At 62.8% G+C, this 13,391-nt stretch carries 11 protein-coding genes; 2 read left to right on the top strand and 9 right to left on the bottom strand.

Features of this window, described 5'->3' with window-relative positions:
• Positions 1-21 precede the first annotated feature (21 nt).
• Positions 22-627 (top strand): hypothetical protein, encoded by a 606-nt coding sequence (locus PD282_RS05485; protein ID WP_274649332.1) that lies wholly within the window; start codon positions 22-24, stop codon positions 625-627.
• 279 nt (positions 628-906) lie between these two features.
• Here the strand turns inward: PD282_RS05485 and PD282_RS05490 are convergent, their stop codons facing one another.
• From PD282_RS05490 to PD282_RS05500, 3 genes are all read right to left on the bottom strand, one after another.
• Entirely contained in the window at positions 907-2,583 is a 1,677-nt protein-coding gene (locus PD282_RS05490; RefSeq protein WP_274649333.1) for an ABC1 kinase family protein, read from the bottom strand.
• Between the two features lie 13 nt (positions 2,584-2,596).
• Positions 2,597-2,908 (bottom strand): phasin family protein, encoded by a 312-nt coding sequence (locus PD282_RS05495; RefSeq protein WP_338045162.1) that lies wholly within the window; start codon positions 2,906-2,908, stop codon positions 2,597-2,599.
• 416 nt (positions 2,909-3,324) lie between these two features.
• On the bottom strand, positions 3,325-6,258 hold the full coding sequence (locus PD282_RS05500; protein ID WP_274649334.1) for an MMPL family transporter: 2,934 nt from the start codon (positions 6,256-6,258) through the stop codon (positions 3,325-3,327).
• Between the two features lie 291 nt (positions 6,259-6,549).
• On the opposite strand from PD282_RS05500, the gene PD282_RS05505 reads away from it, so the two are divergent.
• Positions 6,550-7,134, top strand: coding sequence for a TetR/AcrR family transcriptional regulator (locus tag PD282_RS05505; RefSeq protein WP_274649335.1), 585 nt, complete (start codon positions 6,550-6,552; stop codon positions 7,132-7,134).
• 216 nt (positions 7,135-7,350) lie between these two features.
• Here PD282_RS05505 and PD282_RS05510 read toward each other — a convergent pair whose 3' ends face one another.
• The 6 genes from PD282_RS05510 to PD282_RS05535 form a co-directional block, all read right to left on the bottom strand.
• Entirely contained in the window at positions 7,351-7,659 is a 309-nt protein-coding gene (locus PD282_RS05510) for a hypothetical protein (protein WP_274649336.1), read from the bottom strand.
• A 322-nt stretch (positions 7,660-7,981) separates the two neighbouring features.
• A complete protein-coding gene (locus PD282_RS05515; protein ID WP_274649337.1) occupies positions 7,982-8,863 on the bottom strand; it encodes an ATP-binding cassette domain-containing protein in 882 nt (293 codons plus the stop codon).
• Positions 8,864-8,895: 32 nt separating this feature from the next.
• Positions 8,896-9,723, bottom strand: coding sequence for a hypothetical protein (locus PD282_RS05520; RefSeq protein ID WP_274649338.1), 828 nt, complete (start codon positions 9,721-9,723; stop codon positions 8,896-8,898).
• Complete coding sequence (locus PD282_RS05525; RefSeq protein ID WP_274649339.1) at positions 9,695-10,303, bottom strand: RNA polymerase sigma factor; 609 nt, start codon at positions 10,301-10,303, stop codon at positions 9,695-9,697. Before PD282_RS05525 ends, PD282_RS05520 begins: the two co-directional genes overlap by 29 nt.
• On the bottom strand, positions 10,300-12,510 hold the full coding sequence (locus PD282_RS05530) for a hypothetical protein (protein WP_274649340.1): 2,211 nt from the start codon (positions 12,508-12,510) through the stop codon (positions 10,300-10,302). The genes PD282_RS05525 and PD282_RS05530 overlap by 4 nt, the downstream gene beginning before the upstream one ends.
• Positions 12,507-13,391 carry an ATP-binding cassette domain-containing protein gene (locus PD282_RS05535; RefSeq protein ID WP_274649341.1) on the bottom strand — a complete coding sequence of 295 codons (885 nt, stop codon included), beginning with the start codon at positions 13,389-13,391 and terminating at the stop codon, positions 12,507-12,509. Before PD282_RS05535 ends, PD282_RS05530 begins: the two co-directional genes overlap by 4 nt.

The raw sequence follows: 13,391 nt of genomic DNA on the forward strand, positions 1-13,391 counted from the left end.
TCATGAAGGCGGTGTTTGAAAATGGCGTTAACAGCTTCCGCGCAGGAACGGCTGAAGAAGATTGCGGAGCGGCTCGATTCGCGCAGCCCGCTGCAGCCGCTTGCGCCGCAGCGCGTGTGGGACGCCGGGCTGGAGAGCGAAATCGGCGCGCTGGAGAAGGAGCTCGGTGCGGCCGGCGGCACCAAAGCGGGCATCGCGCTGATTGCGGGGCTTTATTTGCGGAACGACAGCTTAAGCCGCTCCCATTCGTACGCGCAGGAGATCGAGGACGACGTCACCGGTGCCTACTGGCACGGGCTGATGCACCGGATGGAAGGCGACTACTGGAACTCGAAGTACTGGTTTCGCCGCGTCGGCAGTCATGCGGCGATGAAGAACGTCTGCGAACGGACGGCCGGTTACCTGCGCGGCGAAGCGAATCTGGATGCGCTCCCGGCAGGGGCTGTCCGGGATAAGCTCGGCAGCCTTGCGCAGGCGCGCTCCTGGGACGCGGCCCTGTTCGTCGACCTTGTCGAGCAGCAGGTGCAGGGCCGCGCGCCCGAAGCGGCCCGTTCCGTGCTTGAGGAGATTCAGCGCATCGAACTGTCCGAGCTGTATGCTTACACGCTGGGCAAAGCGTCCGAGTAGCACCGGCGGCGGCTGCCGGTGGACAAGCAAAGGCTGCCCGACAAGCCCCTTTGCGGCTCCGGGGCATAAGCAAAGCTAGGAAAGCCGCATAAAAAGAACCTTCATTTCCACTTTTTTACCGGTGGATGTGAAGGTTCTTTGCTTTACGACGGGAATGCTCTCCTTCATGCGAACGATTGGGTTCGCCACTTTTGTTCACTGAGAGGGCGACGGGATGCAGCCCGCTCCTCCGCCAAGGCCGGCGTGAGACTCTGCTTGCTGCTCGGCGGCAAGGAGCCGTCAGAACCGTCCGGATTTAAAAATCGAATAGAGCAGCCAAACAAACATGGCGGTCGCGACAAAAAATCCGATCTCGATCGCGGGAATATTCCAAACGAAGCTCGGCTGCCGTTCCAGAGATGAGCCGATGATAAGCCCCGTCATAATGATGCTGAACGACAGCAGCACGATGCTGAACGACAGCCGGTTGCCGATGCGGTCCATGTTGCGGAGAAACCGCTCCAGCTCGGGAACGCCGATCTCGAGCCGCAGCCGCCCTTTTTTGACCATCGCAAGCAGCTCTTTCATCTGCCGGGGAAACGTGACGAGCAAATCCCCGTATTCGAGCACATCCTTCCACAGGCTGTCCTTCACCTGCTTCGGGTGGAAGCGCTCGATCAGCAGCCGCCGGCCGAAGGGCTCCGCCATCTGCACGATGCTTAATTCCGGGTCCAGCCGTTCGACGACCCCTTCGGCGATGAGCAGCGTTTTGCCCAGCAAAATAAAATCGGCCGGAATCCGCACCCGGTGGCGATATGCGGCGTCGAACAAATCGGTGACGGCTTCGCCCAGGCTGATGTCGTGCAGCGGGACGTCGTAATATTTTTCGCGCAGAAACTCGATGTCGCGCCGAAGCTCGGCGACGTTCGCGTCGTCGTCGACCAGTCCCAGCTGGAGCACCGCCTGCATGATCCCTTCCGTCCGCTGCCGCATCAGCGCGATGACGAGAGCGGACAGGTCGGTTTTCATCTCCGGCGTCAGGCGGCCGACCATGCCGAAGTCCAGAAAAGCGACGGTTTCGCCCGGCAGCGCCAGCAAGTTGCCCGGATGCGGGTCCGCGTGAAAGAAGCCTTCGACGAAGATTTGATGAAAAACCGAGTTGATGAACCGCTCGGCGAGCAGCTTCCGGTCGTAGCCGCCGCTCTCGAGATCGTCCAGCCGGCTCAGCTTGATGCCGGTTATAAATTCCATGACCAGCACTTTGCGCGAGGAATGGCGCCAGTATACCTTCGGAATGAACAGATGAGGATCGCCTTCGAACTGCCGGGCGATGCGTTCCGCATTTTTGCCCTCGATCGTATAATCCAGCTCGGCCAGCAGCGCCTTGGCGAATTCCGCGATCATGCTCTGCGCCTGGTACCGGCTTGCCCAATCGAAGCGCCGTTCGGCGATCGACGCCAAATTTTCTAGAATTTCCAAATCGGTCCGAATCGTCTCGGCAATGGACGGACGCTGGATTTTAACGGCGACCCGCTCGCCGGAGTCCAGGATGGCGAAATGGACCTGCCCGATCGACGCGGCGGCGAGCGGCGTTTCTTCGAACGCGGCGAACAGGGTATCCATCGGAGCTTTTAATTCGGATTCGATAATTTGCCGCACCTCGTCGAAAGGGAACGGGTCGACCTGGTCCTGAAGCTTCTCCAGCTCCTTGATGATGTCCTCCGGGATGAGATCGGGACGCGTGCTGGCGATTTGCCCCAGCTTGACGAATGCGGGGCCTAAATCCTGAGTGACGCTGCGGATCCGTTCCCCGACCGTTTTCCGCTCGAATCTCCCGGATTCCGGGAACAGCCGCCTCGGCACGGACAGCATGTGGAACACGTCCATTTCTTCCACGATGTAGCCGAATCCGTGCCGGATGAGCGATAAGGCGATCTCGCGGTAACGATTCATGTGGCGAATCCGTTTCCCGAACATGGCGATCATCCCTTCACTCGGTTTCTTCAGGTTTGGATTGCTGCTGCTCCAGCTCGGCGATTCGCGATTCCAGCCGCGCGACCTCGTCCTTTGACGCCACGTTCAGCTCGGCCAGCAGCTTTTGCAGCTGCTCGCGCACCATTTTTTTCAGTTCGTTCTGCCCTTCCTGGCCTTTGGCGATCAGATCGGCGACCAGCTCCTTCGACTCCGCCGGCGCCACCTCGCCCTTCTGCACAAGCTCCTCGACCAGCTTCTCCACTTTCTCCTTGCTGGCGATCGTCAGGCCGACGCCGAGCGATACCGCCTTTTTGAACAAATCGTTCATCTTATTCGCCCTCCGATTCCATATTCTTTCCTCAATATAACACTAAACGACGGAAATTATTAGTACGGGAGCAAAAAGCCGGCCGACGTCCGGTCGCCCCGCGTGGAGCAGGCGTACGCCGCGTTTCAGGGAAGCGGGCGTCGCAACGACCGCGGCGCGATACACGGCCTGCGTGTTAAGCCGGGCAGCCAGAAGAAACGGCGGACGCCGTTCTTTGGCGGTGGAGCAGGCCCCTTTCCTTAGATCGATCGAGAACACAAAAAAGTTATCGTTTCCTGCCGAAAGAAAAATACCGGCCCCGCCATCAAGCGGAGCCGGCATCGGCTGCGGAACGGTTCCCGGTGCCGGCGTAAAGCCGACCGGAGACTGTTTATACGAATCGTTTCGGAGCGGACACCTGCATGCCGGATTCCGCCTTAAGCCGTCGGCGTCGTCGGCTGATCGCCGCGCACGGCCGGGACGGCGCCGAGCGGGTTATCTTCCCGTTCGGGGCCGCTTTTGCGGAAAGGCCACCAGTTCGCTTCGCCGACCAGGTTCGCCAAGGCCGGCACGACCAGACCCATAAAGACGGTCGAGTACAGCGCGAGCCCGATGACGATACCGGCGCCGATCTGCAGCAGCGTGTTGACGCCGGACATCATCAGCGCCGCGAAGGTGCCGCCCATAATGACGGCCGCGGAGACGATGACGCCGCCGGTCGTCGACATCGCCCGTCTCATCGCGTAAGCGATGCCGCCCGGGCGGTATTCCTCCTTGAAGCGGGCCATCAGGAAGATGCTGTAGTCGACCCCGAGCGCGACGATGATCAGGAAGATGAAGAAGGATGCGTTCCAGGACAGCCCGGGCTTGCCGAGCAGCCGGACGAAAATGAACTCGATGATGCCCATCGTAACCAGATAGTTGAAGCCGAGCGAGAGAAGCACGTACAGCGGCGCCAGGAACGAACGCAGGAGCAGCATCAGCACGATGAAAATGCCGATCAGCACGAACGTGCCGGTGCGGGTGAAATCGCTGTAGGAGATGTCCTTCAGCTCTTCGATTTGCGGCGTCGTGCCGGTCAGCTTCACGGCCGGGTGATTGATCGCCGTTCCGGCGAGGCTGCGCTCCAGCGTGCTGCGGATATCGTCTACCGTGACGAGCGCATTCGCGGAATACGGATTGACCGACAAAATGACGTCGATCTTTGCCGTTTTGCCGTCCTTCGACATGTAGGCGTCCAGCGCCTGCTGCAGCTCCTTGCTGCTAAGCGCTTCCTGCGGCAAATACCAGCCCGGAATTTGGGCTTCCCCGTGCTGCGCGATGCCCTGCTGGGCGTCCTTCACCTTCGCGAGCCCTTCGGAGATGCCGCCAAGGCCTTTGACGCCGTCGTTCAATCCTTCGCTCAGTGCGCTTATGCCGCCGCCCAGCTTCGCCGTACCGTCCGCCGCCTGCCGCTGGCCGTCGGCCAGCCGGCCGAGTCCGGAAGCGATTTGCGAGACGGCCGGGCTCATTTGGCCGAAGCTCTGCGAAGCCGCTGCGGCGCTTTGGCCGAGCTTGTTCAGCGCGCCGCTCAGCCCCTGCTGCTCGCCGAGCAGCATCCGGACGCTCGGGTCGTCCTTCAGCTCGGGATGAGCCTTCAGCAGCGCCTGCAGGCTGTCGCCCATGGAAGCGGCGGCTCCCGCGCTTTGCTTCAGGCCGCCTGCGAGCTGCTCCGTACCTTTCGACGCCTGCTGCAGGCCGTCCTGGATGCGCTGCAGCCCCCGCTGCGCCTGCACCGTCTGCGACGACATCGTGCGCAGGCCGCTCTCCAGCCGGCCGATATCGCCCTGTCCTGCGGCGATTTGCCCGCCGGCCGAGCCGAGACCGCCGGCGACCTTGTCGACGCCGTCCTTCAGCTGCTGCAGCGCATCCGACGTCTTCGTCAACTGGTCCGGCACCGTCAGCTCGGTCAGCTGCTCGCCGAGCGGCCGGACGGCGCTGCGCACCTCTTTGACGCCACCGAGCTTCGCCACGGCGGAGCTGGCCGATTCAAGCGCGGCCAGCGCTTCCGGCGTGCGCATCGAGCCGCTCGAGGTGAGGGCGACCGAGACTGGGAACACTTCGCCTGAGCCGAATGTCCGCTCGACCTGGCGGAAGCCCTGCACCGAGCCGTGGGACGGATCGATTTCGGCGAGATCGTCAAAGGAGCGCTTGCCATGGAACAGCAGCGTCACCGGCGCTAGCACGATCACGACGACGAGCAGCACCGCGATCGGCCGCCGCGCGGCAAAGCCGGCCATGCCGCCCCAAAACTTCGATTCGCCGTGCCCTTGGCCCGTCTTCACCTTCGTAGGCCAGAACGTCGCCCGGCCGAAAATAAGCAGCAGCGCCGGCGTCAGCGTGAGACCGGCGAGCAGCGTCACCGCCACGCCGACCGAAACGCCGACGGCTGACTGGTACAAGCCGAATTTCGCGAAGCCGATCAGGAAGAACGCGACGAATACGGTGCTGGCCGAGAAGGCGACCGTCCGTCCGACCGTCCGCATCGTCCGTACGAGCGCGTCCACCTTGTCGCCGCCGCGGGCCAACTCTTCGCGGAAGCGCTGGATGAGCAGGATGCAGTAATCCGTTCCGGCGCCGAACAGGACGGCGATCAGGAACGACTCCGTGAACGAGGAGACGGGCATCCCGAAATGGGTCGCCAGCGCCACGAGGCCGCGCGAAATGACGAGCGAGATGCCGATCGTCACGAGCGGCACGAACGGAGCGACTGGCGAACGGAACACGATCAGCAAAATGGCGAGCACGAGCACGACCGTGAGCAGCTCCGTTTTCTTCAGCCCGTCCTCCGAGCTCGATTGAAAATCCTTGTTGATCGGCGCGCTGCCCGTCAGCTCGACATGGCTGCCCGCAGGCGAGCCCTTCACTTCGTCCGCCAGCTTGTCGACCGCCTCCTGCGTGATCGTATCCATGTCGGGATGGTCGAAGCCGACGAGGATCAGCTCGGTCGTGCCGTCCGCGCTGCGGAATTTCGACGCCAGCTCGGGCGAATCGTAGGCCGACTGGACGGACTGGAAGCCGTCGTGTCCTTTCAGCTCCGCGAGCTGTGCGGCTTTCTGCTGCAGCCACTGCCGGTCCTGGCCGGTCAGGCCGCCTTTGCGGGAATAGACGACGATGGCGCTCGATTTGGTCGTCGCTTCCGGATTGATCCGTTCCAGAAGCTGCTTGGCCACGACGGATTCGGAATCGGACGGAATGAATTTCTGTTCCGTGTTCCGGACGATACCCTGCAAATCGGGCAGCAGGGCGGCCGACAGGGCCGCAAAGACGACCCACAGAATGAGAACGATCCATTTCATGCGGGCGAGACCGCGTATAAACCGTTCCGGCATATTGAGTTCCTCCCCTGACATCGCGGACGGCGGAATTGTCACGCGCCGCTTTTTTTCTATTCTTATTTATAGCCGAAAGATCCGCCGAAATCAATAATTTTGTACTAGTGGTCATAATTATTTTGTGATAATTTATTGAACACAATGGGATATATCGGGAATTTAATGGAGAGGAGGGGGATTTAGGACAGAAAAATTGGACTTGCGGTCACCTACGTTTACGGGCGCAAACCGGCTATGTTACAATGTCGGTACGGGTGTTGACTTGCAAAAGGGAAGGATGGAAGGCGGATGAAGCGCGAGCAGAAGAAGGCAGAGACTCGGCTGCGCATCAAGGAGGCTGCGCTCTCGCTGTTCGCCGAGCTCGGCTACGAGAATGCGTCGATCGAGCAGATCGCGAAGCAGGCAGGCGTTGCGAAGGGAACTTTTTTCAACTATTTCTCTTCCAAGGAAGAGCTGATTTGCGATCTGCAGGGGCTGTTCGTCATCGATCAGATCTCGAAGCTGACGGACAATCCGGGACTGCTCATTCCGAGAATGCGGCTGCTTCTGTTTCAGCTCGTGCACGATTTTCCGCTCGGCAAGCCGCTGGCGCGCGCGTTGTTTCAGGCTATTCTCGGCAGCCCGAAGGCGCTGGACGCCCACAACCGGATGATCGGCGGGCTGATGGAGGCGATCGTGCCGGTCGTCGCGCTCGGCCAGCAAAACGGAGAGCTGCGCAGGGATATGCCGGCGGAGATGATTGCCCGGCTTGCGCTGCAGACGTATTACGGCGCGTTGTTCGTCTGGTCGATGGGGGGCCGGGAGGAGGAGCTGTCCGAACAGATTGCGATTACGTTCGATTTGTTTTTCAAAGGTATCGCGGCTTCGTCCTGACGACAGGCGGGCGGCAAAAAGCGGCTTTCGGCCCGATGCGCTTTGCGCGCACTCGGCCGGGAGCCGCTTTTTTCAACCATTAAGTGAATTCGTTCAAGCTTGCCTGTCCGTGGGGCTTTCATTTCCAAGAGAATCCACTTTCTTCGCCGTCCAAAGGCGGCGACATCCGTGTGGCAAGCATTTCTGCCAGGGGCGGCGGGAGCCGCAATCCTGCTGTCAAGCTTCGAAGCCGGCGAGCGTGCCGTCTCCCCGAATTGCCGCGGCGGCATGCGCCACGTTGGGATGGACGTAGCCGATGCCGCTGAAACGACGGCCGCCAGCGGTAATGCCGGACAGCTCGACGCGAATGTCCTCGCTTTCATTAAATCGGTGGAGCAGTGCCGACTGCGTCATGCCGTCCACGTCGATATACCAAAGCCGGTAGCCGGCTTCGGTCACGACGAACAGCTTCGCCGCGGCGAAGACCAACCGGGTCGCCGCGCCGCAATAGACGATTTCGAGCTCCGCGATGGCATAGCTGTCCAAAGCGACTCATTCCTCCTTTCGTCCCGTTGCACGGGACCTTATACGTTCCTTTAACACGTTCACTATCTATAAGGGACAGCTTCGATTGTAAAGGCGCTTTTCCGTTTTCGCAACCGAATGTAGAGGCTTCCGTTAAGAGGTACCGGCCCTCAGCGTTCGGCCGGCGGGACGCCTCCCACCAGCGGAGCGAAGAAGTCGCTCGGACAGCGGACGGCGTAAACGGAAAGGGGGAGATCATATGGTCATGACCCGAAATAACGGGCGTGCGCGGTGAGAGGGGACGAAAAAGCGAAACCGATCAACGGCCCGCTTGCGGCGGTCATTAATCGGTACTGGTGGCGGCCGTTAGGCGCTGCAGCCGGCAGCGGATAAAATAAGCGTCCTCCAGCGACGTTTCGCGTGGGACGAACTGCGGCCCCGGGCAGACGGCGCTCATCAGCCGCACGCGGAAGGTACGGTTTACCTGGGATACGATGTGCAGCACCGACAAGCGATCGAGCGCGGCATATTCGGCCGCGCCGACCGTCCCTTCCCAGATCGACAGCGGCAGCCCTTCGGACCATTCCGGGAGGGTGCCGTAAAACCGGACCCGGCCGCCGTCCAGCCACAGCACCCGGTCGGCCCACGTTTCCCACTCGTTCAGCTCGTGGGCCGACACGATCACGGTTCTGCCGGACGAACGGGCGGCGACGAACCGGATGAAGCGCAGCCGCTCCAGCGCATCGAGCGCATTCAGCGGCTCATCCAGAAACAGAAACGCCGGCGAGCCGATCCACGCCTGCGAGAGCGCGATCCGCTGCCGGACGCCCTGCGGCAGCGTTTTGATTTTCCGCCCCGCATAGCCGGACAGTCCGAATGCGTCCGCAAGCTCCTCCAGCTCGCCCGCAGCGGCGCCGCCCTTCAGCTCGGCCAAATAGCGCAGCAGCCTCGGCGGCTTCATCTCCTCGTACAGCTCCAGCCCTGTCGGCACGAAGCCGATCTGCGAGCGGATGACCGGCAAATCCCGTTCCGCGGTCAAGCCGTTATAACGGATTTCGCCTTCGCCGGGAAACTGCGCGGTCGCCAGCAGCCGCAGCAGCGACGATTTCCCCGCGCCGTTTCGGCCGACCAGAAGCGTGATGCCGGTTTTGAACGTCAGACGGGGAATATCGATCCGGAAATCGGAGCTGCTGTGCCGCCATATGACCTGATGAAGCTCCAGCATCGCTTTCGTTCACTCCTTTGCGCCGCCGCGCTCTACGGCAGCAGCTTGCGGCCGAAGCTGCGGCGGCAGGCGAGCGCGAGCAGCAGCAGTCCTGCGGCAGCCGCGGCCGTTTGGATTTCCATCCGGGCGGCGCCGGCCGCGAGATCGCGCAGCATGCCGACACGCTGCGCCAGCCCGTTCCAGCCGACCCAGAAAACAAGCGCGCAGGCGAAAGCGGCCTTGAAGCCTTTCCACAGGAGCACGTAGGCGGTGACGCCGCTGACCAGCAGCAGCAGCGACATCCACTGCAGCACGAACGGCAGCAGAGGGAACGATTCGACTTTTGCGTACATATAGACCGAGCCGGCGATGCCCAGCAGCACGTCGAGCCCGATGACGATCATCGTGCGCACGATCAGGAGCAGCGCGGGCGGGTAGGGCGTAATGCTTTCGATCATCCGCATTTCCCGGTTCCACGACCGGAAGCTGTATGCCAGCGAAGCGAGCAGCAGGGCCGGCAGGACAAGCGCGAAATTGTTGCCGATTTCGGCGAACGACGTTTCGTCCCGGCTCCCGTCCGGCTGCGTCAGGAGCAGCAGCATGCCGAAGACGATCAGGCTTGCGACCCAATACACGCGCGAATACGAGGATAACTGGGACCGGACGAGCCGAAGCACCGACGGCCGTTTGACGGCCGAGGCACGGGCGTGAAAGAAGCGCTCCCGGTCGGTCGACTCCTGCAGCTCGTCGAACGCCGGCTGCAGCGCCTGCAGCAGGCGGATGGTGTCGCCGGACGAGACGGGCTTCGCCATCAGCTGCTCGAGCGGCCGGCGGAGCTCGTTTTCCAGCCGCTTAAGTTCGTTGTCTTTTTGCACGGTCATGCCGTCCGCCTCCTTCGACGTTTTCTTGATTCTTCGGCTCCTGCAGCAGCCTCGCTTTCAGCTTGCGCAGGCCGCTGTACAGATGGGTTTTGACCGAACCGAGCGGCAGGCGAACGATATCCGCGATATCCTGCAGCTTCAAATCCTGATAAAACCGGAGCATGATGATATCCCGCTGCACATCGGGCAGCGACTCGAGCGACTGCTGCACCTCCTTGCGCGTCTCCTGGCGCTCGGCCAGCTCCACGACGGATGTCCCCGGGTCCCGCTGCTCGGGCGGCTCCGCGAAAGGAAACCGGTCGGTCCGGAACTGCGCGCTTTTCCAATAGTCCCGGCACAGGTTCAGCGCGACCCGGTACAGCCAGGCCTGCACGTTGTCCGGCTGTCTTTTCTCATTGAGCTGCCGGATCAGCTTCAGGAACGTCTCCTGAACGTAATCCTCCGCCCGCTCCGGATCCCGCAGCTGCCGCTGCAAAAAACCGGACAGCGGCGCATGATACCGGTGCACCAGCGCTTCGAAGGACGCCTGGTCGCCCCGGGCCATGCCGGTAAGCAAATCTTCGTCGGTTACGCCGTTCACCTGCCTTCTTCCTCCTTCCAGGCCGTCAGCCAGTCGTGCCATGTAATTTTCGGAAACGTAAAGCGGGTTTCTTCCGTCTCCGCCGCGCCGGACCGCGCGCTTGCCGCCGTCCGCTCGATGGTAAGCCCCCGGTCGTAAAACCGTTTCAGCACCCGCTTGATCAAGGCATCGTCGCCGCGAGCTTCGCTGACCGCGATCATCTGCCGCATGGCTTCCCGGTAAGGGAAATCTTCGACCGGCACCTGCGCGGGATCGCTCCACTTCCTCGGCAATCCGCTCAGCACGATCATCGCCCGCACCGACTGCACGATTGAATAGCCGTTCTCCGGATCGCGGAAATCCTCCCAGTGATTGACGGATTCGTCGATACCGACGGTATCCCCGAACAGAAGCTCGCTCATGACAAGCGGCATCTGGCTTTCGAGCGGCGGGGAGTAGGCGGCCGCCTGAAAAAATACCGCATTGCCCACCGCGCCGTCCAAATACCCGAGCTGCGGCGACGCCGGCAGGTAAAAGATTTGGCGGACCGGGGCGGGCGCCGCAGTCTTGCCGAGCCATGATTCCGCGGATACGCGCATGTGATGGAGCGCGGCCAGAGCTTTGCGGCTTTCCGCCGCGTTATCCGCCGTCGTCACGACCGAAATCGGTTCGCCCGGGACCGTCACCCGCACAAGGTCGCCGCCCAGTACGTACGGGGCTTCGGCCCCCCGCTGCGCGAAATGGCGCGTGTCCGGCCGGTCGTCCGGCGCGGTGTCGATCGTCGCCAGCAGCGGCCCTTCGAAGCCGCGCAGCGTGATGTCGAAGTCGGCGCGAATGCCCTCGGCCGCGTTCGTATCGACGATATAGTTGCCGTACTTCGTATACCCGAGGCCGGAGCCTCCCGGCAGCGGATACCAGCCTGCATAAGCGGGCAGAAATACGCTTTTCCCCTTCACGAATGCACGGTATTCCGGGGAGCCGTAATTCCGGATCCATTCGTCGATTCTGCCATCGTAGCGGATATTTACCGTGTGAACGGTATTTCCCGCTGCGAGCAGCGAGGCATCGAACGAAACCGCTGCGCCCGACCGCCGCCAATCGGCGGCGCGGCCGTCGACATCCAGCGAACGGACGCGCAGCAGCGGATCGAGCAGGAAGGAGACGCGTCCGTCGGTAAAGGGCTGCACCTGGGCTTGCTGTACATCGGCCGGGATGAGCCGGCCTTCTGCCGTCGGCAGCCGGATCGACGCCTTGAAGGCGACGGTATCGCCCGGGAGGCGCGTCGCGTCCAGCTTCAGAGCATCGATGCGGAACCGGTACGGCGACTGCGGGCGCGAGTCGCCCTGCGCGGTAGCGGCCAGCTGCCGAAACTGGGCGAACCTGTCCGCCCACAGCTTGCCGTACGGGTAGAACACGGCCGCCGCAAGCAGCAGCGCCAGGCTCATCGCGGCCGCCGGCAGCTTCGGACGGCGGACCGGCCGGGTCCGGCCGAGCAGCGCGGCTGCCGCCGTCAGCATAAACAGGCCGAATGCCGCGGCGAAAGCGAAGATGAGCGCATATTCGCGGATCAGCGGGTCGGGCTGCCAGATTGCGCCGATGCCGCCTTCCGGCATCATAAGCAGCTGATCGAGACTGAAAGCCTGCGCCGGGAACCAGCCGTAGCCCTTGATCATAAAAATCGGCACGAACAGCGTTCCGAACACCCACCCGCAGAACGCAATCGGAAGCGAGAAGCGCAGCGGCATCAACGCGCCGAGCACGAGCCCGAGGGCGACGGAAACGGCGAGCGAGCTTTCGTATACGAGCGAATAATAAACGAGAAACGAACGGATGGACGCCCAGGGCATCCGGTAATGCAGCGCCGCGGCCGCATACACCGCCTGAATGGACAGCGTGAACGTGCTGACGTACAGGAAGCCGGCCGCCCATTTGGCTGCGACGATCGTCCGGTTCGGAACGGGAAGCCCAAGGGTCCATTCGTACGCGGCGTTCAGCGTGTCGCGCCTAATCAAGAGCACCCCGAGCAGAATCGGGACGAGCGTGATGAAGATCATGATCTGGCCGTGGGCGGCCGCCGCGTAGCGGTTCAAATTGTCGCTCAGCGAGCCGCGGAAGACCAGACATTGAAACAGCATCCACGCGCCGGCCGCGGGCGGAAACAGCAGCGTCCAGCGAAGCTTCGCCAGCAGCCGCAGCTCGAGAACGGTTTGCAGCGCCAGCGTTCTCATTTTGCCGCCCGTTTCCGGCTCCCGTCCGCGAAGCCGCCGATCAGCGCCATGTACCCGTCCTCCATGGCGGGGACAGCCGGCTCGGCGTACGGCGCCGGCGGCCGTTCGGACAGCGCCCTGCACAGGACGCCGTCGGCCGTTTTCCGTGCGGAGAGCAGCCCTTCAAGCGCGAGGCTGCGGCCCTCCCGTTCGGACGCCTCCCACTGCCACAGCTTTCCTTCGGCGAAACGGGCCAGTCCCGCCGCTGTCCCCGAATACCGCAGCGCGCCGCCGTCCAGCACGATCACGTCCCGGCAGCTCGCCTCCACATCGGTCAGCGTGTGGGTGGACAGCAGCACGACGCTGGCGTGCGCGGTTTCCGCGAGCACGTTGCGCAGCCGGACGCGCTCCTCGGGATCGAGGCCGGTCGTCGGCTCGTCCACGATGATCGCCTCCGGCTGGCCGATCAGCGCCTGTGCGATGCCGAGCCGCTTGATCATGCCTCTGGAGTAGGTCCGGACCGGCCGGTCCGCCTGCTCCTCCAGATGAACCGCATGCAGCAGCCGGCGTACCTCGTGCTCCTGCTCGCGGCCGGTGCCGGCACGCTTCAGCCGGGCGACATGGCGGAGCCATTCTCCGGCTGTCAGCGGCTGGTACAGCTGGAACGACTGCGGCACATAGCCGATTCGCAGCCGCGCGCGGCCGGACCGCACCGGAATGCCGCTGATATAGGCGTCCCCGGCCGTCGGGGCGAGCAGGCCGGCGAGCAGCCGCATCAGCGTCGATTTGCCGGCGCCGTTCGGTCCGAGCAGCCCGTGCATGCCGCGGTCGAGCTGCAGGGTAAGGGGCTGCAGCGCCCAGACGTTTCGATAGGTTTTGCCAAGCCGTTCGGCGGTGAGCAT

Source organism: Paenibacillus humicola (assembly GCF_028826105.1).
Lineage (GTDB): Bacteria > Bacillota > Bacilli > Paenibacillales > Paenibacillaceae > Paenibacillus_Z > Paenibacillus_Z humicola.

Excerpts from the sequence above, each read along its gene's own strand:
- PD282_RS05515 (WP_274649337.1), bottom strand. The coding sequence starts at position 8,863 with ATGCTGGAGCTTCATCAGGTCATATGGCGGCACAGCAGCTCCGATTTC.
- PD282_RS05505 (WP_274649335.1), top strand. The coding sequence starts at position 6,550 with ATGAAGCGCGAGCAGAAGAAGGCAGAGACTCGGCTGCGCATCAAGGAG.
- PD282_RS05520 (WP_274649338.1), bottom strand. The coding sequence starts at position 9,723 with ATGACCGTGCAAAAAGACAACGAACTTAAGCGGCTGGAAAACGAGCTC.
- PD282_RS05530 (WP_274649340.1), bottom strand. The coding sequence starts at position 12,510 with ATGAGAACGCTGGCGCTGCAAACCGTTCTCGAGCTGCGGCTGCTGGCG.
- PD282_RS05495 (WP_338045162.1), bottom strand. The coding sequence starts at position 2,908 with ATGAACGATTTGTTCAAAAAGGCGGTATCGCTCGGCGTCGGCCTGACG.
- PD282_RS05485 (WP_274649332.1), top strand. The coding sequence starts at position 22 with ATGGCGTTAACAGCTTCCGCGCAGGAACGGCTGAAGAAGATTGCGGAG.
- PD282_RS05490 (WP_274649333.1), bottom strand. The coding sequence starts at position 2,583 with ATGTTCGGGAAACGGATTCGCCACATGAATCGTTACCGCGAGATCGCC.
- PD282_RS05500 (WP_274649334.1), bottom strand. The coding sequence starts at position 6,258 with ATGCCGGAACGGTTTATACGCGGTCTCGCCCGCATGAAATGGATCGTT.
- PD282_RS05535 (WP_274649341.1), bottom strand. The coding sequence starts at position 13,391 with ATGCTCACCGCCGAACGGCTTGGCAAAACCTATCGAAACGTCTGGGCG.